General features: G+C 71.5%; 9 protein-coding genes and 1 riboswitch. Of the genes, 2 read left to right on the forward strand and 7 right to left on the reverse strand.

Translation table 11 applies throughout. The features are described from left to right. Positions 1 to 24 precede the first annotated feature (24 nt). The gene (locus RGE_RS01200; protein ID WP_014426479.1) at positions 25 to 1,353 is read left to right on the forward strand and encodes a serine hydroxymethyltransferase; all 1,329 of its coding nucleotides are present in this window, start codon (positions 25 to 27) and stop codon (positions 1,351 to 1,353) included. Here the strand turns inward: RGE_RS01200 and gshB are convergent. From gshB to RGE_RS01230, 6 genes are all read right to left on the reverse strand, one after another. Continuing rightward, the gene (gene gshB / locus RGE_RS01205; RefSeq protein WP_014426480.1) at positions 1,350 to 2,297 is read right to left on the reverse strand and encodes a glutathione synthase; all 948 of its coding nucleotides are present in this window, start codon (positions 2,295 to 2,297) and stop codon (positions 1,350 to 1,352) included. The genes RGE_RS01200 and gshB overlap by 4 nt on opposite strands. A gap of 8 nt (positions 2,298 to 2,305) precedes the next feature. Then, positions 2,306 to 3,484, reverse strand: a complete 1,179-nt coding sequence (locus RGE_RS01210) for a benzoate/H(+) symporter BenE family transporter (protein ID WP_014426481.1) — start codon at positions 3,482 to 3,484, stop codon at positions 2,306 to 2,308. A 12-nt stretch (positions 3,485 to 3,496) separates the two neighbouring features. After that, positions 3,497 to 5,383, reverse strand: coding sequence for a potassium transporter Kup (locus RGE_RS01215; RefSeq protein ID WP_043784471.1), 1,887 nt, complete (start codon positions 5,381 to 5,383; stop codon positions 3,497 to 3,499). Between the two features lie 91 nt (positions 5,384 to 5,474). Continuing rightward, positions 5,475 to 6,770 carry a glutamate--cysteine ligase gene (gene gshA / locus RGE_RS01220; RefSeq protein ID WP_014426483.1) on the reverse strand — a complete coding sequence of 432 codons (1,296 nt, stop codon included), beginning with the start codon at positions 6,768 to 6,770 and terminating at the stop codon, positions 5,475 to 5,477. A gap of 143 nt (positions 6,771 to 6,913) precedes the next feature. Further along, positions 6,914 to 8,428 carry an ammonium transporter gene (locus RGE_RS01225; protein WP_014426484.1) on the reverse strand — a complete coding sequence of 505 codons (1,515 nt, stop codon included), beginning with the start codon at positions 8,426 to 8,428 and terminating at the stop codon, positions 6,914 to 6,916. 38 nt (positions 8,429 to 8,466) lie between these two features. Beyond that, positions 8,467 to 8,805: a P-II family nitrogen regulator gene (locus RGE_RS01230; protein WP_014426485.1), complete on the reverse strand. Its 339-nt coding sequence runs from the start codon at positions 8,803 to 8,805 to the stop codon at positions 8,467 to 8,469. A 401-nt stretch (positions 8,806 to 9,206) separates the two neighbouring features. On the opposite strand from RGE_RS01230, the gene RGE_RS01235 reads away from it, so the two are divergent. After that, on the forward strand, positions 9,207 to 10,736 hold the full coding sequence (locus RGE_RS01235) for a YifB family Mg chelatase-like AAA ATPase (RefSeq protein ID WP_014426487.1): 1,530 nt from the start codon (positions 9,207 to 9,209) through the stop codon (positions 10,734 to 10,736). A 4-nt stretch (positions 10,737 to 10,740) separates the two neighbouring features. Here RGE_RS01235 and metH read toward each other — a convergent pair whose 3' ends face one another. Continuing rightward, the gene (gene metH / locus RGE_RS01240) at positions 10,741 to 13,464 is read right to left on the reverse strand and encodes a methionine synthase (RefSeq protein WP_014426488.1); all 2,724 of its coding nucleotides are present in this window, start codon (positions 13,462 to 13,464) and stop codon (positions 10,741 to 10,743) included. Positions 13,465 to 13,482: 18 nt separating this feature from the next. Next, positions 13,483 to 13,572, reverse strand: a riboswitch (S-adenosyl-L-homocysteine riboswitch).

A 13,572-nucleotide genomic window follows, 5' to 3' on the forward strand; every position in this document is an offset into this window, starting at 1 on the left:
GCCGCACCGGCATACGATGGCCGCATGCTGCAACGCCGTGCCTGGGTGCCCACCCGCTGCGAGAACCTCGTGCAAGCCATCGCCGCGTCCACCGCGGCGGCCACGAGCGACGCCACCGCCGCCGAGATCACGCGCCTCGTCGTCGAGAACCGGCGCCTGCACGACGAGGACGGCATCAACCTGAACCCGGCGTCCAACGTGATGAACCCCCGGGCCGAGGCGCTGATGGCCGCCGGCCTGGGCTCGCGCGCCTCGCTGGGCTGGCCCGGCGACAAGTACGAGATGGGGCTGCAGGCGATCGAGCGCATCGAGGTCGTCGCCGCCGAGCTGGCGGCCGAGGTCTTCGGCGCCCACTTCGCCGAGGTCCGCGTGGCCTCGGGCGCGCTGGCCAACCTCTACGTCTTCATGGCGACGTGCCAGCCGGGCGACACGATCATCGCGCCGCCGGCCGAGATCGGCGGCCACGTCACGCACCACGCCGCCGGCGCGGCCGGGCTCTACGGGCTGAAGACGGTGCCGGCGCCGGTGCACGCCGACGGCTACACCGTCGACGTCGACGCGCTGCGCACGCTGGCGCAGCAGGTGAAGCCGGCGCTGATCACGCTGGGCGGCAGCCTGAACCTGTTCCCGCACCCGGTCGAGGCGGTGCGCGGCATCGCCGACGAGGTCGGCGCGACGCTGATGTTCGACGCCGCCCACCTGTCCGGGATGATCGCCGGCGGCGCCTGGCCCAACCCGCTGGCCCAGGGCGCCGACGTGATGACGATGAGCACCTACAAGAGCCTGGGCGGGCCGCCCGGCGGGCTGGTCGTCGGCAACGCGCCCGAACTCTTCGAACGCATCGACGCCATCGCCTACCCGGGGCTGACGGCCAACTTCGACGCCGGCAAGACCGCGGCGCTGGCGCTGGGCCTGCTCGACTGGAAGGACTACGGCCGCGAGTACGCGACGACGATGCAGGCCACCGCCAAGGCGCTGGCCGAAGCGCTGGCCGCGGCCGGGCTGCCGGTGTTCGCACGCGAGCGCGGGATGACGACGTCGCACCAGTTCGCCGTCGAGGCCGAGCGCTGGGGCGGGGGCCAGGCCGCGGCGCGCCGGCTGGAGCGTGCGCGCCTGCTGGCCTGCGGCATCGGGCTGCCGGCGGCGCGTGTCGCGGCCCTCGACGGCGATGTCAACGGCCTGCGCCTGGGCGTGCCCGAGATCGTGCGCCTGGGTTTCGCGCCCTGGCACATGGCCGACCTCGGCGCGCTGGTCGCGCGGGCGCTGCTGGGCGAACCCGAGGCCGTGGCGCCGGAGGTCACGGCGCTGCGCCGGCGTGTCGCCAACGGCGCGCTGCGTTTCGTGCGCGCCTAGGGCGCCAGCGCGGCTTCCAGCGCGTCGACGAACATCGCCGCGACGTCGAAGCCGGTCTGCTGCTGGATCTCCTGGAAGCAGGTCGGGCTGGTGACGTTGATCTCGGTGAGGCGGTCGCCGATGACGTCCAGGCCGACGAGCAGCAGCCCGCGCGCGGCCAGCACCGGGCCCAGGGCCTCGGCGATCTCGCGGTCGCGCGGCGACAGCGGCTGGGCCACGCCCTTGCCGCCGGCGGCGAGGTTGCCGCGGATCTCGCTGCCCTGCGGGATACGCGCCAGCACGTAAGGCACCGGCTTGCCGGCGATGACCAGCACACGCTTGTCGCCGTGCACGATCTCGGGCACGTAGCGCTGGACCATCAGCGTGCGCGTGCCGCCGGCGTTCAGCGTCTCGATGACGCTGCCCAGGTTCAGGCCGTCGGGGCCGACGCGGAAGATGCCCATGCCGCCCATGCCGTCCAGCGGCTTCAGGATGACGTCGCGGTGCTCGTCGTGGAAGCGCCGCACGGCGGCGGCGTCGCGCGTCACCAGCGTCGGCGCGATGTGTTCCGGGAACTCCAGGATCGCCAGCTTCTCCGGGTGGTCGCGCAGCGCCGCCGGCTTGTTGAAGACGCGTGCGCCTTCGCGCTCGGCCTGGCCGAGCAGGTGCGTGGCGTAGAAGTACTCGCTGTCGAAGGGCGGGTCCTGGCGCATCAGCACGGCGCCGGTGTCGGCGACCCGCGTCTCGGTGCTCTCGACGACGCGGAACCAGTCGTGCGCGTCGCCGGTGAGCTCGATGCGGCGCGTGTCGGCGACGACGCTGCCGCCACGCTGCCAGCGCAGCGCGCGCGATTCGCAGTGCAGCAGGCCGTGGCCGCGGCGCGCGGCCTCGCGCATCATCGCGAAGGTGCTGTCCTTGTAGGTCTTGAAGCCTTCCAGCGGGTCGGCGACGAAGAGCAGGTCCATGCAGGGTCCTAACGGGTGGGGCGCCAGTGTTGCACGGCCAGCGCCAGCGCGCCGGCGACCACGCCCCAGAAGGCCGCGCCCACGCCCCACAGGCTCAGGCCGCTGGCGGTGACGAGAAAGGTGATCAGCGCCGCCTCGCGGCTCTTCTCGTCCTTGGTCGCGACGGCCAGGCCGGTGCCGATCGTGCCCAGCAGCGCGAAGCCGGCCACCGCCACCACCAGTTCCTTCGGGAAGGCGGCGATCAGGCCGACGACGGCGCCGCCGAGCAGGCCGACGACGATGTAGAACAGGCCGGCCATCGTCGAGGCCCAGTAGCGCCGCGCCGGGTCTTCGTGGGCTTCGCGGCCCATGCAGATCGCGGCGGTGATCGCCGCCAGGTTCAGCGCGTAGCCGCCGAAGGGCGCCAGCAGCAGCGAGGCGATGCCGGTGGTGGCGACGACCGGCGACACCGGCGTGTCGTAGCCGGCGGCACGCTGCGCGGCGACGCCCGGCAGGTTCTGCGAGGCCATCGTGACGATGAACAGCGGCAGCGCCAGGCCGATCGTCGCCGCGACGCTGAACTCGGGCATCGTGAACACCGGCTGGGCCCACTGCCATTCGATGCCGCCCAGGTGCAGCTGGCCGCGCGCGGCGGCGATCAGCGCGCCGACGGCGAGCACGCCCGGCACCGCGTACCGCGGCCACCAGCGCCGGCCGGCCAGGTAGGCCAGCAGCATCGCGAAGACCAGCGTGAACTCGCGCTGCATCGCGCCGAAGGCGTCGAAGGCGAAACGCGCCAGCACGCCGGCCAGCAGCGCCGCGGCCAGCGACTGCGGCAGCCGGTTCATCACGCGTGCGAAGGCGCCGGTGGCCCCGGCGGCGGTGATCAGCAGCGCGCAGAGCATGAAGGCGCCGACTGCCTCGCCCATCGAGAAGCCGCTGCCGGCGGTGGCCAGCAGCGCCGCACCGGGCGTCGACCAGGCGGTCAGCACCGGCAGGCGGTACCAGAGGCTCAAGCCCGCGCTGGTCAGCCCCATGCCCAGCCCCAGCGCCCACATCCACGACACCGTCTGCGCCGGCGTCGCGCCGAAGGCCGCGGCGGCCTGGAAGACGATGACCACCGAACTCGTGAAGCCCACGAGCACGGCGACGAAGCCGGCGACGACGGCGGGCAGCGACAGGTCGCGCAGCGAGATCCGCGCTCGCATCGTCTCAGACACTCAGATCTCGACCTTTGCGCCCAACTCCACGATGCGGTTGGCGGGCAGGTTCAGGAAGTCGCCGGCCGCAGCCGCGTTGCGGTGCATGCTGGCGAAGAGCTTTTCGCGCCACAGCGCCATGCCGCCGCCGAAGGTCGGGATCACCGCGTCGCGCGACAGGAAGTAGCTGGTCTCCATCTCGTCCAGCGGCACGCCGCGGCCCTGCAGCAGCTTCAGCGCCTCGGGCACGTCGGGATCGTTCATGAAGCCGAAGTGCAGCCGCACCTGCCAGCAGCGGTGGCCCAGCTGCTCGACTTCCAGCCGCTTGTCGAAGCCGACCCAGGGCACCTCGTGATGCTGCACGGTGACGAAGACGTTGTGCTCGTGCAGCACCTTGTTGTGCTTGAGGTTGTGCATCAGCGCGTTGGGCGTCAGGCCGGCTTCGCTGGACAGGAAGATCGCGGTGCCCGACACGCGTGTCGGCGGGCTCACGAACACCGCCTCCAGGAAGCTCTTCAGGTCGATGGCTTCGTCGCGCAGGCGTTCGCCGACGAGGCGGCGGCCGTCGACCCAGGTGCGCATCAGCGTGAACATCGCGATGCCGATGACCAGCGGGAACCAGCCGCCGGCCAGCAGCTTCAGCACGTTGGAGGCGAAGAAGGTGACGTCGATCGCGAGGAAGAAGCCGGTCGCCGCCAGCGCCAGCGCCAGCGGGTACTTCCAGCCGTAGCGGATGACGAAGAAGGTCATGATCGTCGTGATCGTCATGTCCAGCGTCACCGTGATGCCGTAGGCCGCGGCCAGCTTGGACGAGCTGCCGAACAGCCCGACCGCCAGCACGATGCAGGCGTACAGCCCCCAGTTGACGAAGGGCACGTAGATCTGGCCGGTGTCGCGCACCGAGGTGTGCACCACCCGCAGCCGCGGCAGCAGGCCGAGCTGGATGGCCTGCTTGGTCACCGAGAAGGCGGCCGTGATCAGCGCCTGCGAGGCGATGACGGTGGCCGCGGTGGCCAGCAGCACCAGCGGCAGCCGCGCCCAGCCCGGGGCCAGCAGGAAGAACGGGTTCTCGACGGCCGTCGGGTCCTCGAGCAGCAGCGCGCCCTGGCCGAAGTAGTTGACGACCAGCGCCGGCGCCACCAGCCCGTACCAGGCGATGCGGATCGGCAGCCGGCCGAAGTGGCCCAGGTCGGCGTACAGCGCCTCGCCGCCGGTGACGACCAGCACCACCGAGCCCAGCGCGATGAAGGCCACCAGCGGGTGGTGGGCGATGAAATGCGCCGCGTGGGTGGGCGACATCGCGACCAGCACCGTCGGGTGCTCGATGATCTGCGGCACGCCCAGCGCGATCAGCACCGCGAACCAGATCATCGTCACCGGCCCGAAGGCGCGGCCGATGCCGCCGGTGCCGAAGCGCTGCACCGAGAACAGCCCGGTCAGCACGATCAGCGTGATCGGCACGACCCAGTGTTCGAGCTGCGGCGCGGCGACCTCCAGGCCCTCGACCGCCGACAGCACCGACACCGCCGGCGTGATGACGCCGTCGCCGTAGAAGATCGCCGTGCCGAACATGCCCAGCGCCAGCAGGCCGCGGCGCAGCCGGGGCTTCTCGGCCACTGCCGAGGTCGCCAGCGCCAGCATCGCGATCAGGCCGCCCTCGCCGCGGTTGTCCGCGCGCAGGATCAGCAGCACGTATTTCAGCGAGACGATGATCGTCATCGTCCAGAAGATCAGCGACAGCACGCCGAGGATGTTCTCCCGCGTCACCGGCACGTGGCCGGCGTGGAAGACTTCCTTCAGCGCGTACAGCGGGCTGGTGCCGATGTCGCCATAGACGACGCCGAGCGCGCCGAGCGTGAGCGCGGCGACGGCGGCGGGCGTGCGGGGGGTGGGCGGATGCGGAGTCACGAGACGGCAGGCCTCGCGGCCGCGCGGATGCGGCGCGATCGTAGCGAAACCCGGGCCGGCGTGCGCGGGCACGCCGCAGGCCCGGAGTCGGCTACTCGTAGATCTCGGCGTCCGGGTCGGTGGCTTCCAGCTCGTAGGCCGCGGCCAGCATCGCCAGCCGGCCGATGACGCCGTACATGTAGAAGCGGTTGGGCGCACTGGCGCCGGGCTTGGCGCCCGGGCGCGGCAGCTGGGTCGATTCGGCGAAGGCCAGCGGCACGACGTCCGAGCCCGGCGCGTTGAGGTTCTCGTCGATGCCGCGTTCGCCGTGCACGCGGTAGAAGCCGCCGACGACGTAGCGGTCGATCATGCAGACCACCGGTTCGGCGGCGGCGTCGGCCACGCGTTCGTGCGTCGGCACGCCTTCCTGGATGATGACCTCGCTGATGTGCTGGCCGTCCTTGGCGACGCTCATGCGCTCGCGCGTGTGGCGGCTGATCTCGTCGAGCTCCTTGGCGTCGCGCACCGTCATCACGCCCATGCCGTAGGTGCCGTTGTCGGCCTTGACGACGACGAAGGGCTTCTCGGCGATGCCGTATTCCTTGTACTTGCGGCGCACCTTGGCCAGCAGCTGGTCGGCGGCCGACTGCACGCACTCCAGGCCGGTGGCTTCGCCGAAGTCGACCTGGCCGCACTGGCCGTACATCGGGTTGATCAGCCAGGGGTCCATGCCCAGCAGCTTGGCGAACTTCTTGGCGACTTCCTCGTAGCTGCGGAAGTGGCGGCTCTTGCGGCGCACGCCCCAGCCGGCGTGCAGCGGCGGCAGCAGGTACTGCTGGTGCAGGTCTTCCAGGATCGCCGGCGTGCCCGCCGACAAGTCGTTGTTCAGCAGGATCGTGCAGGGGTCGAAGTCCTTGAGCCCCAGGCGGCCGCGGGCGCGCAGCAGCGGCTCGAGCACCAGCTCGCCGCCGTCGGGCAGGGCCAGCGGCACCGGCGACTTCAGGTCCTCGTCCAGCGAGCCCAGGCGCACGTTCAGGCCCGCCTGGTTGAAGACCTGGATCAGGCACTGCAGGTTGGCCAGGTACTCGGGGCTGCGCGTGTGGCGCTCCGGGATCAGCAGCAGGTTCTTGGCTTCGGGGCAGATCTTCTCGATCGCCGCCATCGCCGCCTGCACCGCCAGCGGCAGCATCTGCGGCGTCAGGTGGTTGAAGCTGCCGGGGAACAGGTTGGTGTCGACCGGCGCGAGCTTGAAGCCGGCGTTGCGCAGGTCCACCGAGGTATAGAACGGAGGCGTGTGCTCCATCCATTCGAGCCGGAACCAGCGTTCGATCGCCGGCATCGACTCCAGGACGCGCGCCTCGAGCTCGTTGATCGGGCCGGTGAGGGCGGTGACGAGATTGGGGACCATGGCAGGCGGGGAGGGTGAGGCGGAAATTCTGGCACGTGGGGGCGGCGGCACGAAGCACAAGCGCCGCGGGCATCCGCTGCGCGACCGTCATGGGCAAGAAAAAGGGCCGCCCGAAGGCGGCCCCGTGTCGCGGTGACGGCAGCTTACTTGTTGTAGGCCGTCTCGCCGTGCGAGGTGATGTCCAGACCTTCGCGTTCCTCTTCTTCCGGCACGCGCAGGCCGATGACCTTGTCGACGACCCAGTACGAGACGAACGCGACCGCAGCCGACCAGACGATGGTCACGCCGACGGCCTTGGCCTGGATCAGCAGCTGGGTCAGGATGTCGTTGGAGCCGACCGTGGCGGTGACCCAGTCGGTCACCAGGCCCGGGCCGCCGAGCGCCTGGTTGTTGAACACACCGGTCAGCAGCGCACCGATGATGCCGCCGACGCCGTGCACGCCGAACACGTCCAGCGAGTCGTCGGCGCCGAGGATCTTCTTCAGGCCGGTGACGCCCCACAGGCAGGCGAAGCCGGCGATGAAGCCGATGACCAGGCCGCCGACGATGCCGACGTTGCCGGCGGCCGGGGTGATGGCCACGAGGCCGGCGACGGCACCCGAGGCGGCACCCAGCATCGAGGCCTTGCCCTTGATCAGCGCTTCGCCGACGCACCAGGCCAGCACCGCGGCGGCGGTGGCGGAGAAGGTGTTCAGGAAGGCCAGCGCGGCGCTGTTGCCCGCTTCCAGCGCCGAGCCGGCGTTGAAGCCGAACCAGCCGACCCACAGCAGCGAGGCGCCGACCATGGTCATCGTCAGGTTGTGCGGGGCCATGGCTTCCTTGCCGTAGCCGATGCGCTTGCCGATCATGTAGGCGCCGACCAGGCCGGCGACGGCGGCGTTGATGTGCACCACGGTGCCGCCAGCGAAGTCCAGCGCGCCCCACTGCCACAGCAGGCCGGCCTTGGCGTTCATCGCGTCGACGACTTCAGGGCCGGTGTAGGCGTCCGGGCCCATCCAGTACCAGACCATGTGCGCGATCGGCGTGTAGCTGAAGGTGAACCACAGCACCATGAACAGCAGCACGGCGGAGAACTTCACGCGTTCGGCGAAGGCGCCGACGATCAGGCCGCAGGTGATGGCCGCGAACGTGGCCTGGAAGGCGACGAAGACGATCTCGGGGATCACGACGCCCTTGCTGAAGGTCGCGCCCATCGCGAACGCGCCGGTCGCGGGGTCGAAGATGCCCTTCAGGAACAGCCGGTCGAAGCTGCCGATGAACTGGTTGCCTTCGGTGAACGCCAGGCTGTAGCCGTAGACGACCCACAGCACGGTGATCAGCGAGAAGGTGACGAACACCTGCATCAGCACCGACAGCATGTTCTTGCTGCGCACCAGGCCGCCGTAGAACAGCGCCAGGCCGGGGATCGACATCATGATCACCAGCAGCGTGGAGACGAGCATCCAGCTCACGTCGCCCTTGTTGGGCACCGGGGCAGCGACGGCGGCCGAGGCGGCATCGGCAGCCGCGGAAGCGGCTTCGGCCGGTGCGGCCGCCGCGGCGGTGGCCACGGCGTCGGAAGCGGCGGCAGCGGCCGAGGCGGCGTCCTGGGCGAGCGCCAGGTCCACCGAGCCCAGGAGCGCGAGCCCCACGGCCAGGATCGATAGCAGTTTCTTCATGATGGGGTGGTTTCTCGGGTTGGTCTCGGGTCGCGCCTTCAGAGGGCGTCGGTGCCGGTTTCGCCGGTCCGGATGCGAACCACCTGCTCGAGCGAGCTGACGAAGATCTTGCCGTCGCCGATCTTGCCGGTGCGGGCGGCGCCTTCGATCGCCTCGATGACGCGGTCGACGATGGCTTCGTCGACGGCGGCTTCGATCTTCACCTTGGGCAGGAAGTCGACGACGTACTCGGCGCCGCGGTAGAGCTCGGTGTGGCCCTTCTGGCGGCCGAAGCCTTTCACCTCGGTCACGGTGATGCCCTGAACGCCGATGCCGCTGAGGGCCTCGCGCACTTCATCGAGCTTGAATGGTTTGACGATCGCGGTCACCATCTTCATGGTCGGTCCTCTGGTCCTCTAGGGTTGCGTGTGCCCGCCCGCCGACGCCGCGCCGGAGCGCGCCGTGCGGACGTGGCCGGCCGTGGCGACGGGGATGTGCTTCGGCACCGGATGCGCTCGGCCCAGGGCCTGCACCGCGGGAGTCGCTGCGGTGTCGGGGCTGGCCGGGATCAGTCTCTTCATGAGGGGCTGCAGTGCGGAGGTGACGAGTGCCGTCGCGGCTACTGCAGCTTCCATGCCAGTGACCACAAACGGTTACAGCCGCGGCGGACGGGGCTGCGGCCGGCTTCCATGCGATGCACGGCGCCGTGCATCCCTCTTTTGGTGCACTCCCTTGGTGCGAGGCCGCCGCCGCGTGCGCGCCGCCGGCGGCCCGGACAATCGCCGCGGGGAGGCGGCAGATGAGCTTGGCGGTGGTGGCGAGCCGTGCGCTCGACGGGCTGGACGCGCCGGCGGTGCACGTCGAGGTGCAGCTCGCCAACGGTTTGCCGTGTTTCACGCTCGTCGGCCTCGCGGATACCGAAGTCAAGGAATCGCGCGAGCGCGTGCGCGCGGCGCTGCAGCACAGCGGCTTCCAGTTCCCGCACAACAAACGCATCACGGTCAACCTGGCGCCGGCCGACCTGCCCAAGGAGTCGGGGCGTTTCGACCTGCCGATCGCGCTGGGCATCCTGGCCGCCGACGGCGTGCTCGACGCCGCCCGGCTGGCGGCCTGCGAGTTCGCCGGCGAGCTGTCGCTGGCCGGCGAGCTTCGCCCGGTGCGCGGCGCGCTGGCCCTGGCGCTGGCCGCGCGCCGCGACGGCGGCGGCCGCACGCTGGTGCTGCCGGCGGCCAGCGCCGGCAGCGCGGCCCGGGTCGGCGGGCTGGACGTGCGCGGTGCGGCGACGCTGCTCGAGGTCGTGCAGGCGCTGCTGCCCGGCGAAGCCGCCGAGCCGCTGTCTCCGGCACGGCCGCCGCCGGCCGAGCCCGGCGAGCCGGCGCCCGACCTGCGCGACGTGCGCGGCCAGGCGGCGGCCAAGCGGGCGCTGGAGATCGCCGCCGCGGGCGCGCACTCGCTTCTGCTCGTCGGCCCGCCCGGCACCGGCAAGTCGATGCTCGCCGCGCGCCTGCCCGGGCTGCTGCCGGCGATGGACGACGAGGAGGCGCTGGTCAGCGCCGCGCTGCAAGGGCTGGCGCCGCAGGCCCTGGACGGCGCCGGCTTCGGCCGCCGGCCGGTGCGTTCGCCCCACCACAGTGCGAGTGCGGTGGCGCTGGTCGGCGGCGGTTCGCCGCCGCGGCCGGGCGAGATCTCGCTGGCGCACGGCGGCGTGCTGTTCCTCGACGAGCTGCCCGAGTTCGCGCGCGCCGCGCTGGAGGCGCTGCGTGAACCGCTGGAGACCGGCCGGGTGACGATCTCGCGCGCCGCGCGCCAGGCGCAGTTCCCGGCGCGCTTCCAGCTCGTCGCGGCGATGAACCCCTGTCCCTGCGGCTGGCTGGGCGCTTTCGCCGCCACCGGCCGCGCCTGCCGCTGCGGCGCCGACGGCGTGGCGCGTTACCGCAGCCGGCTGTCGGGGCCGCTGCTCGACCGCATCGACCTGCAGATCGAGGTGCCGGCGGTGCGCCCGGCCGAGCTGATGGGCGCTCCCAGCGGCGAGAGCTCGGCGGCGGTGGCGGCGCGGGTGGCGGCCGCACGCTCGCGCCAGCTCGACCGCCAGGGCGAGCCCAACGGCCGCCTCGGCGCGGCCGACACCGACCGCTGCTGCGTCGCCGAGGCCGCCGCGCGGCGCCTGCTGCAGACCGCGGCCGAGAAGCTGGGCTGGTCGGGCCGGCGCCTGCACCGCACGCTGCGCGTCGCGCGCACGATCGCCGACCTGGACGGCGCCGCGACGATCGGCGTCACCACGATGGCCGAGGCGCTGCAGCTGCAGCGCGGGCTCGACGCCGCGGACTGAAGCCTCAGCGGCGCTGCGTCGCCAGCCGGCGCTCGGCGTCTTCCCGGCTGATGCCCTCGCGCGCGGCGAAGTCGGCGACCTGGTCGTCGCCGACCGGGCCGACGTTGAAGTAGCAGGCTTCCGGGTGCGCGAGATAGAAGCCGCTGACGCTGGCTGCCGGCGTCATCGCCAGGTTCTCGGTCAGGCCCATGCCGATCTCCGTGGCCTTCAAGAGCTCGAACATCGCGCGCTTGGGGCCGTGGTCGGGGCAGGCCGGGTAACCCGGCGCCGGGCGGATGCCTCGGTAGCGTTCGCCGATCAGCTCGTCGACGGCCAGCGCCTCGTCGGCGGCGTAGCCCCAGAGTTCGGTGCGCACGCGCTGGTGCAGGCGCTCGGCGAAGGCTTCGGCCAGGCGGTCGGCCAGGGCCTTGACCATGATGGACGAGTAGTCGTCGTGGGCTTCGGCGAAACGCTGCGCGCGTTCGTCACAGCCCAGGCCGGCGGTGACGGCGAACATCCCGATCCAGTCGGGTTTGACCCCGCGCGGCGCGACGAAGTCGGCGAGGCTGCGGTTGGGCCGCGGCACGCCGTCGATCACCGGGCGCTCGCCCTGCTGGCGCAGCGGCGTCCAGCGCATCGCGACCTGGCTGCGGCTGTCGTCGGTGTAGACCTCGATCGTGTCCTCGTCCACCGTGTTGGCCGGCAGCAGCGCGACGACGCCGTTGGCCTGCAGCCAGCGGCCTTCGACCAGGCGCTCCAGCATGCGCTGGCCGTCGGCGAAGACGCGGCGTGCGGCCTCGCCGACGATCTCGTCGTCGAGGATCGCCGGGTAGGGGCCGGCGAGGTCCCAGGTCTGGAAGAACGGGCCCCAGTCGATGAAGCGCGCGAGCTCCGCCAGGTCGTAGTGGCGGAACAGGCGCCGGCCGGGCGCACGCGGCGCCGGCGGCTCGTAGGCCGCCCAGTCGGGGCGGGCGCGGTTGGCGCGCGCGGCGGCCAGCGTCACCAGCGGCGTCGCCTTCTTGCTGGCATGCAGCCGGCGCACGTGCTCGTAGTCGGCGCGCAGCTCGGCGAGGTAGGCCGCCTGGCGCTCCTCGGACAGCAGGTCCGAGCAGACGCCGACGCTGCGCGAGGCGTCGGGCACGTAGATCACCGGGCCGTCGTAGTGCGGCGCGATCTTCACCGCGGTGTGCACGCGGCTGCAGGTGGCGCCGCCGATCAAGAGCGGCGTGCCGCGCTCGCGGAACCATGCGTCGCGCTGCATCTCGGCGGCGACGTGCTGCATCTCCTCCAGGCTGGGCGTGATGAGGCCCGACAGGCCGACGATGTCGGCGCCTTCGACACGCGCCTTCTCGAGGATGTCCTGGCACGGGACCATCACGCCCATGTTGACGACCTCGAAGTTGTTGCACTGCAGGACGACGGTGACGATGTTCTTGCCGATGTCGTGCACGTCGCCCTTGACGGTGGCGATGATCACCTTGCCCTTGGGTTTGACGTCGCCGCCGGCGTCCTGCAGCGCCAGCTTCTCGGCCTCGATGTAAGGCAGCAGCTGGGCCACCGCCTGCTTCATCACGCGCGCGCTCTTGACCACCTGCGGCAGGAACATCTTGCCCTGGCCGAAGAGGTCGCCGACGGTGTTCATGCCGGCCATCAGCGGGCCTTCGATGACGTGCAGCGGGCGCCCGCCCTTGGCGCGCACCGTCTGCCAGGCCTCTTCGGTGTCGGCGGCGATGAACTCGGTGATGCCGTGCACCAGCGCGTGCGCCAGGCGTTCCTCCACCGTGCCGGCGCGCCAGGCCAGGCGCGCCGAGTCGTCGCGCGCCGCGCCCTTGGCGCGTTCGGCGATCTCGATCAGGCGCTCGGCGGCGTCGGCGCGGCGGTTCAGCACCACGTCCTCGACACGCTCGCGCAGCTCGGCGTCCAGGTCGTCGTAGACGCCGACCATGCCGGCGTTGACGATGCCCATGTCCAGGCCGGCCTTGATCGCGTGATAGAGGAAGACGGTGTGGATCGCCTCGCGCACCGGGTCGTTGCCGCGGAAGCTGAACGAGACGTTGCTGATGCCTCCCGAGACCTTGGCGCCGGGCAGGTTCTGCTTGATCCAGCGCGTCGCCTCGATGAAGTCGACGGCGTAGTTGGCGTGCTCCTCGATGCCGGTGGCGATCGCGAAGACGTTGGGGTCGAAGACGATGTCCTCGGGCGGGAAACCGACCTCGTCGACGAGGATGCGGTAGGCGCGCGCGCAGATCTCGGTCTTGCGCCGGTAGGTGTCGGCCTGGCCCTGCTCGTCGAAGGCCATGACGACGGCCGCGGCGCCGTAGCGGCGCACCAGCTTCGCCTGGCGCTTGAACTCGGCCTCGCCCTCCTTCAGCGAGATCGAGTTGACGATGCCCTTGCCCTGCAGGCACTTGAGCCCGGTCTCGATGACGCTCCACTTGGAGCTGTCGACCATCACCGGCACGCGCGCGATCTCGGGCTCGGTGGCCAGCAGCTTCAGGAAACGGTCCATCGCCGCGGCCGAGTCGAGCATCGCCTCGTCCATGTTGACGTCGATGACCTGGGCGCCGTTCTCGACCTGCTGGCGCGCGACCGACAGCGCGTCCTCGAAGCGGCCCTCGAGGATCATGCGGGCGAAGGCGCGCGAGCCGGTGACGTTGGTGCGCTCGCCGATGTTGACGAACAGCGTTCCGTCGCCGATCGAGACGGGTTCGAGGCCCGACAGGCGCATCGCGGGCAGGGCAGCGGTCATCGTGTCACTCCAGGGGGAATGGGACGAGCGCCGTTGCTGCGGCCGCGACCGGTGCCGCGGCTCGCCCCGAGCCTGGTGGCCGACGCCATCGCAACGCTCCTCGGGGCA

Origin of the sequence: Rubrivivax gelatinosus IL144 (genome assembly GCF_000284255.1) — a bacterium.
Classification (GTDB): domain Bacteria; phylum Pseudomonadota; class Gammaproteobacteria; order Burkholderiales; family Burkholderiaceae_C; genus Rubrivivax; species Rubrivivax gelatinosus_A.

Excerpts from the sequence above, each read along its gene's own strand:
- RGE_RS01225 (WP_014426484.1), bottom strand. The coding sequence starts at position 8,428 with ATGAAGAAACTGCTATCGATCCTGGCCGTGGGGCTCGCGCTCCTGGGC.
- RGE_RS01235 (WP_014426487.1), top strand. The coding sequence starts at position 9,207 with ATGAGCTTGGCGGTGGTGGCGAGCCGTGCGCTCGACGGGCTGGACGCG.
- RGE_RS01230 (WP_014426485.1), bottom strand. The coding sequence starts at position 8,805 with ATGAAGATGGTGACCGCGATCGTCAAACCATTCAAGCTCGATGAAGTG.
- gshA (WP_014426483.1), bottom strand. The coding sequence starts at position 6,770 with ATGGTCCCCAATCTCGTCACCGCCCTCACCGGCCCGATCAACGAGCTC.
- RGE_RS01210 (WP_014426481.1), bottom strand. The coding sequence starts at position 3,484 with ATGCGAGCGCGGATCTCGCTGCGCGACCTGTCGCTGCCCGCCGTCGTC.
- RGE_RS01200 (WP_014426479.1), top strand. The coding sequence starts at position 25 with ATGCTGCAACGCCGTGCCTGGGTGCCCACCCGCTGCGAGAACCTCGTG.
- gshB (WP_014426480.1), bottom strand. The coding sequence starts at position 2,297 with ATGGACCTGCTCTTCGTCGCCGACCCGCTGGAAGGCTTCAAGACCTAC.
- metH (WP_014426488.1), bottom strand. The coding sequence starts at position 13,464 with ATGACCGCTGCCCTGCCCGCGATGCGCCTGTCGGGCCTCGAACCCGTC.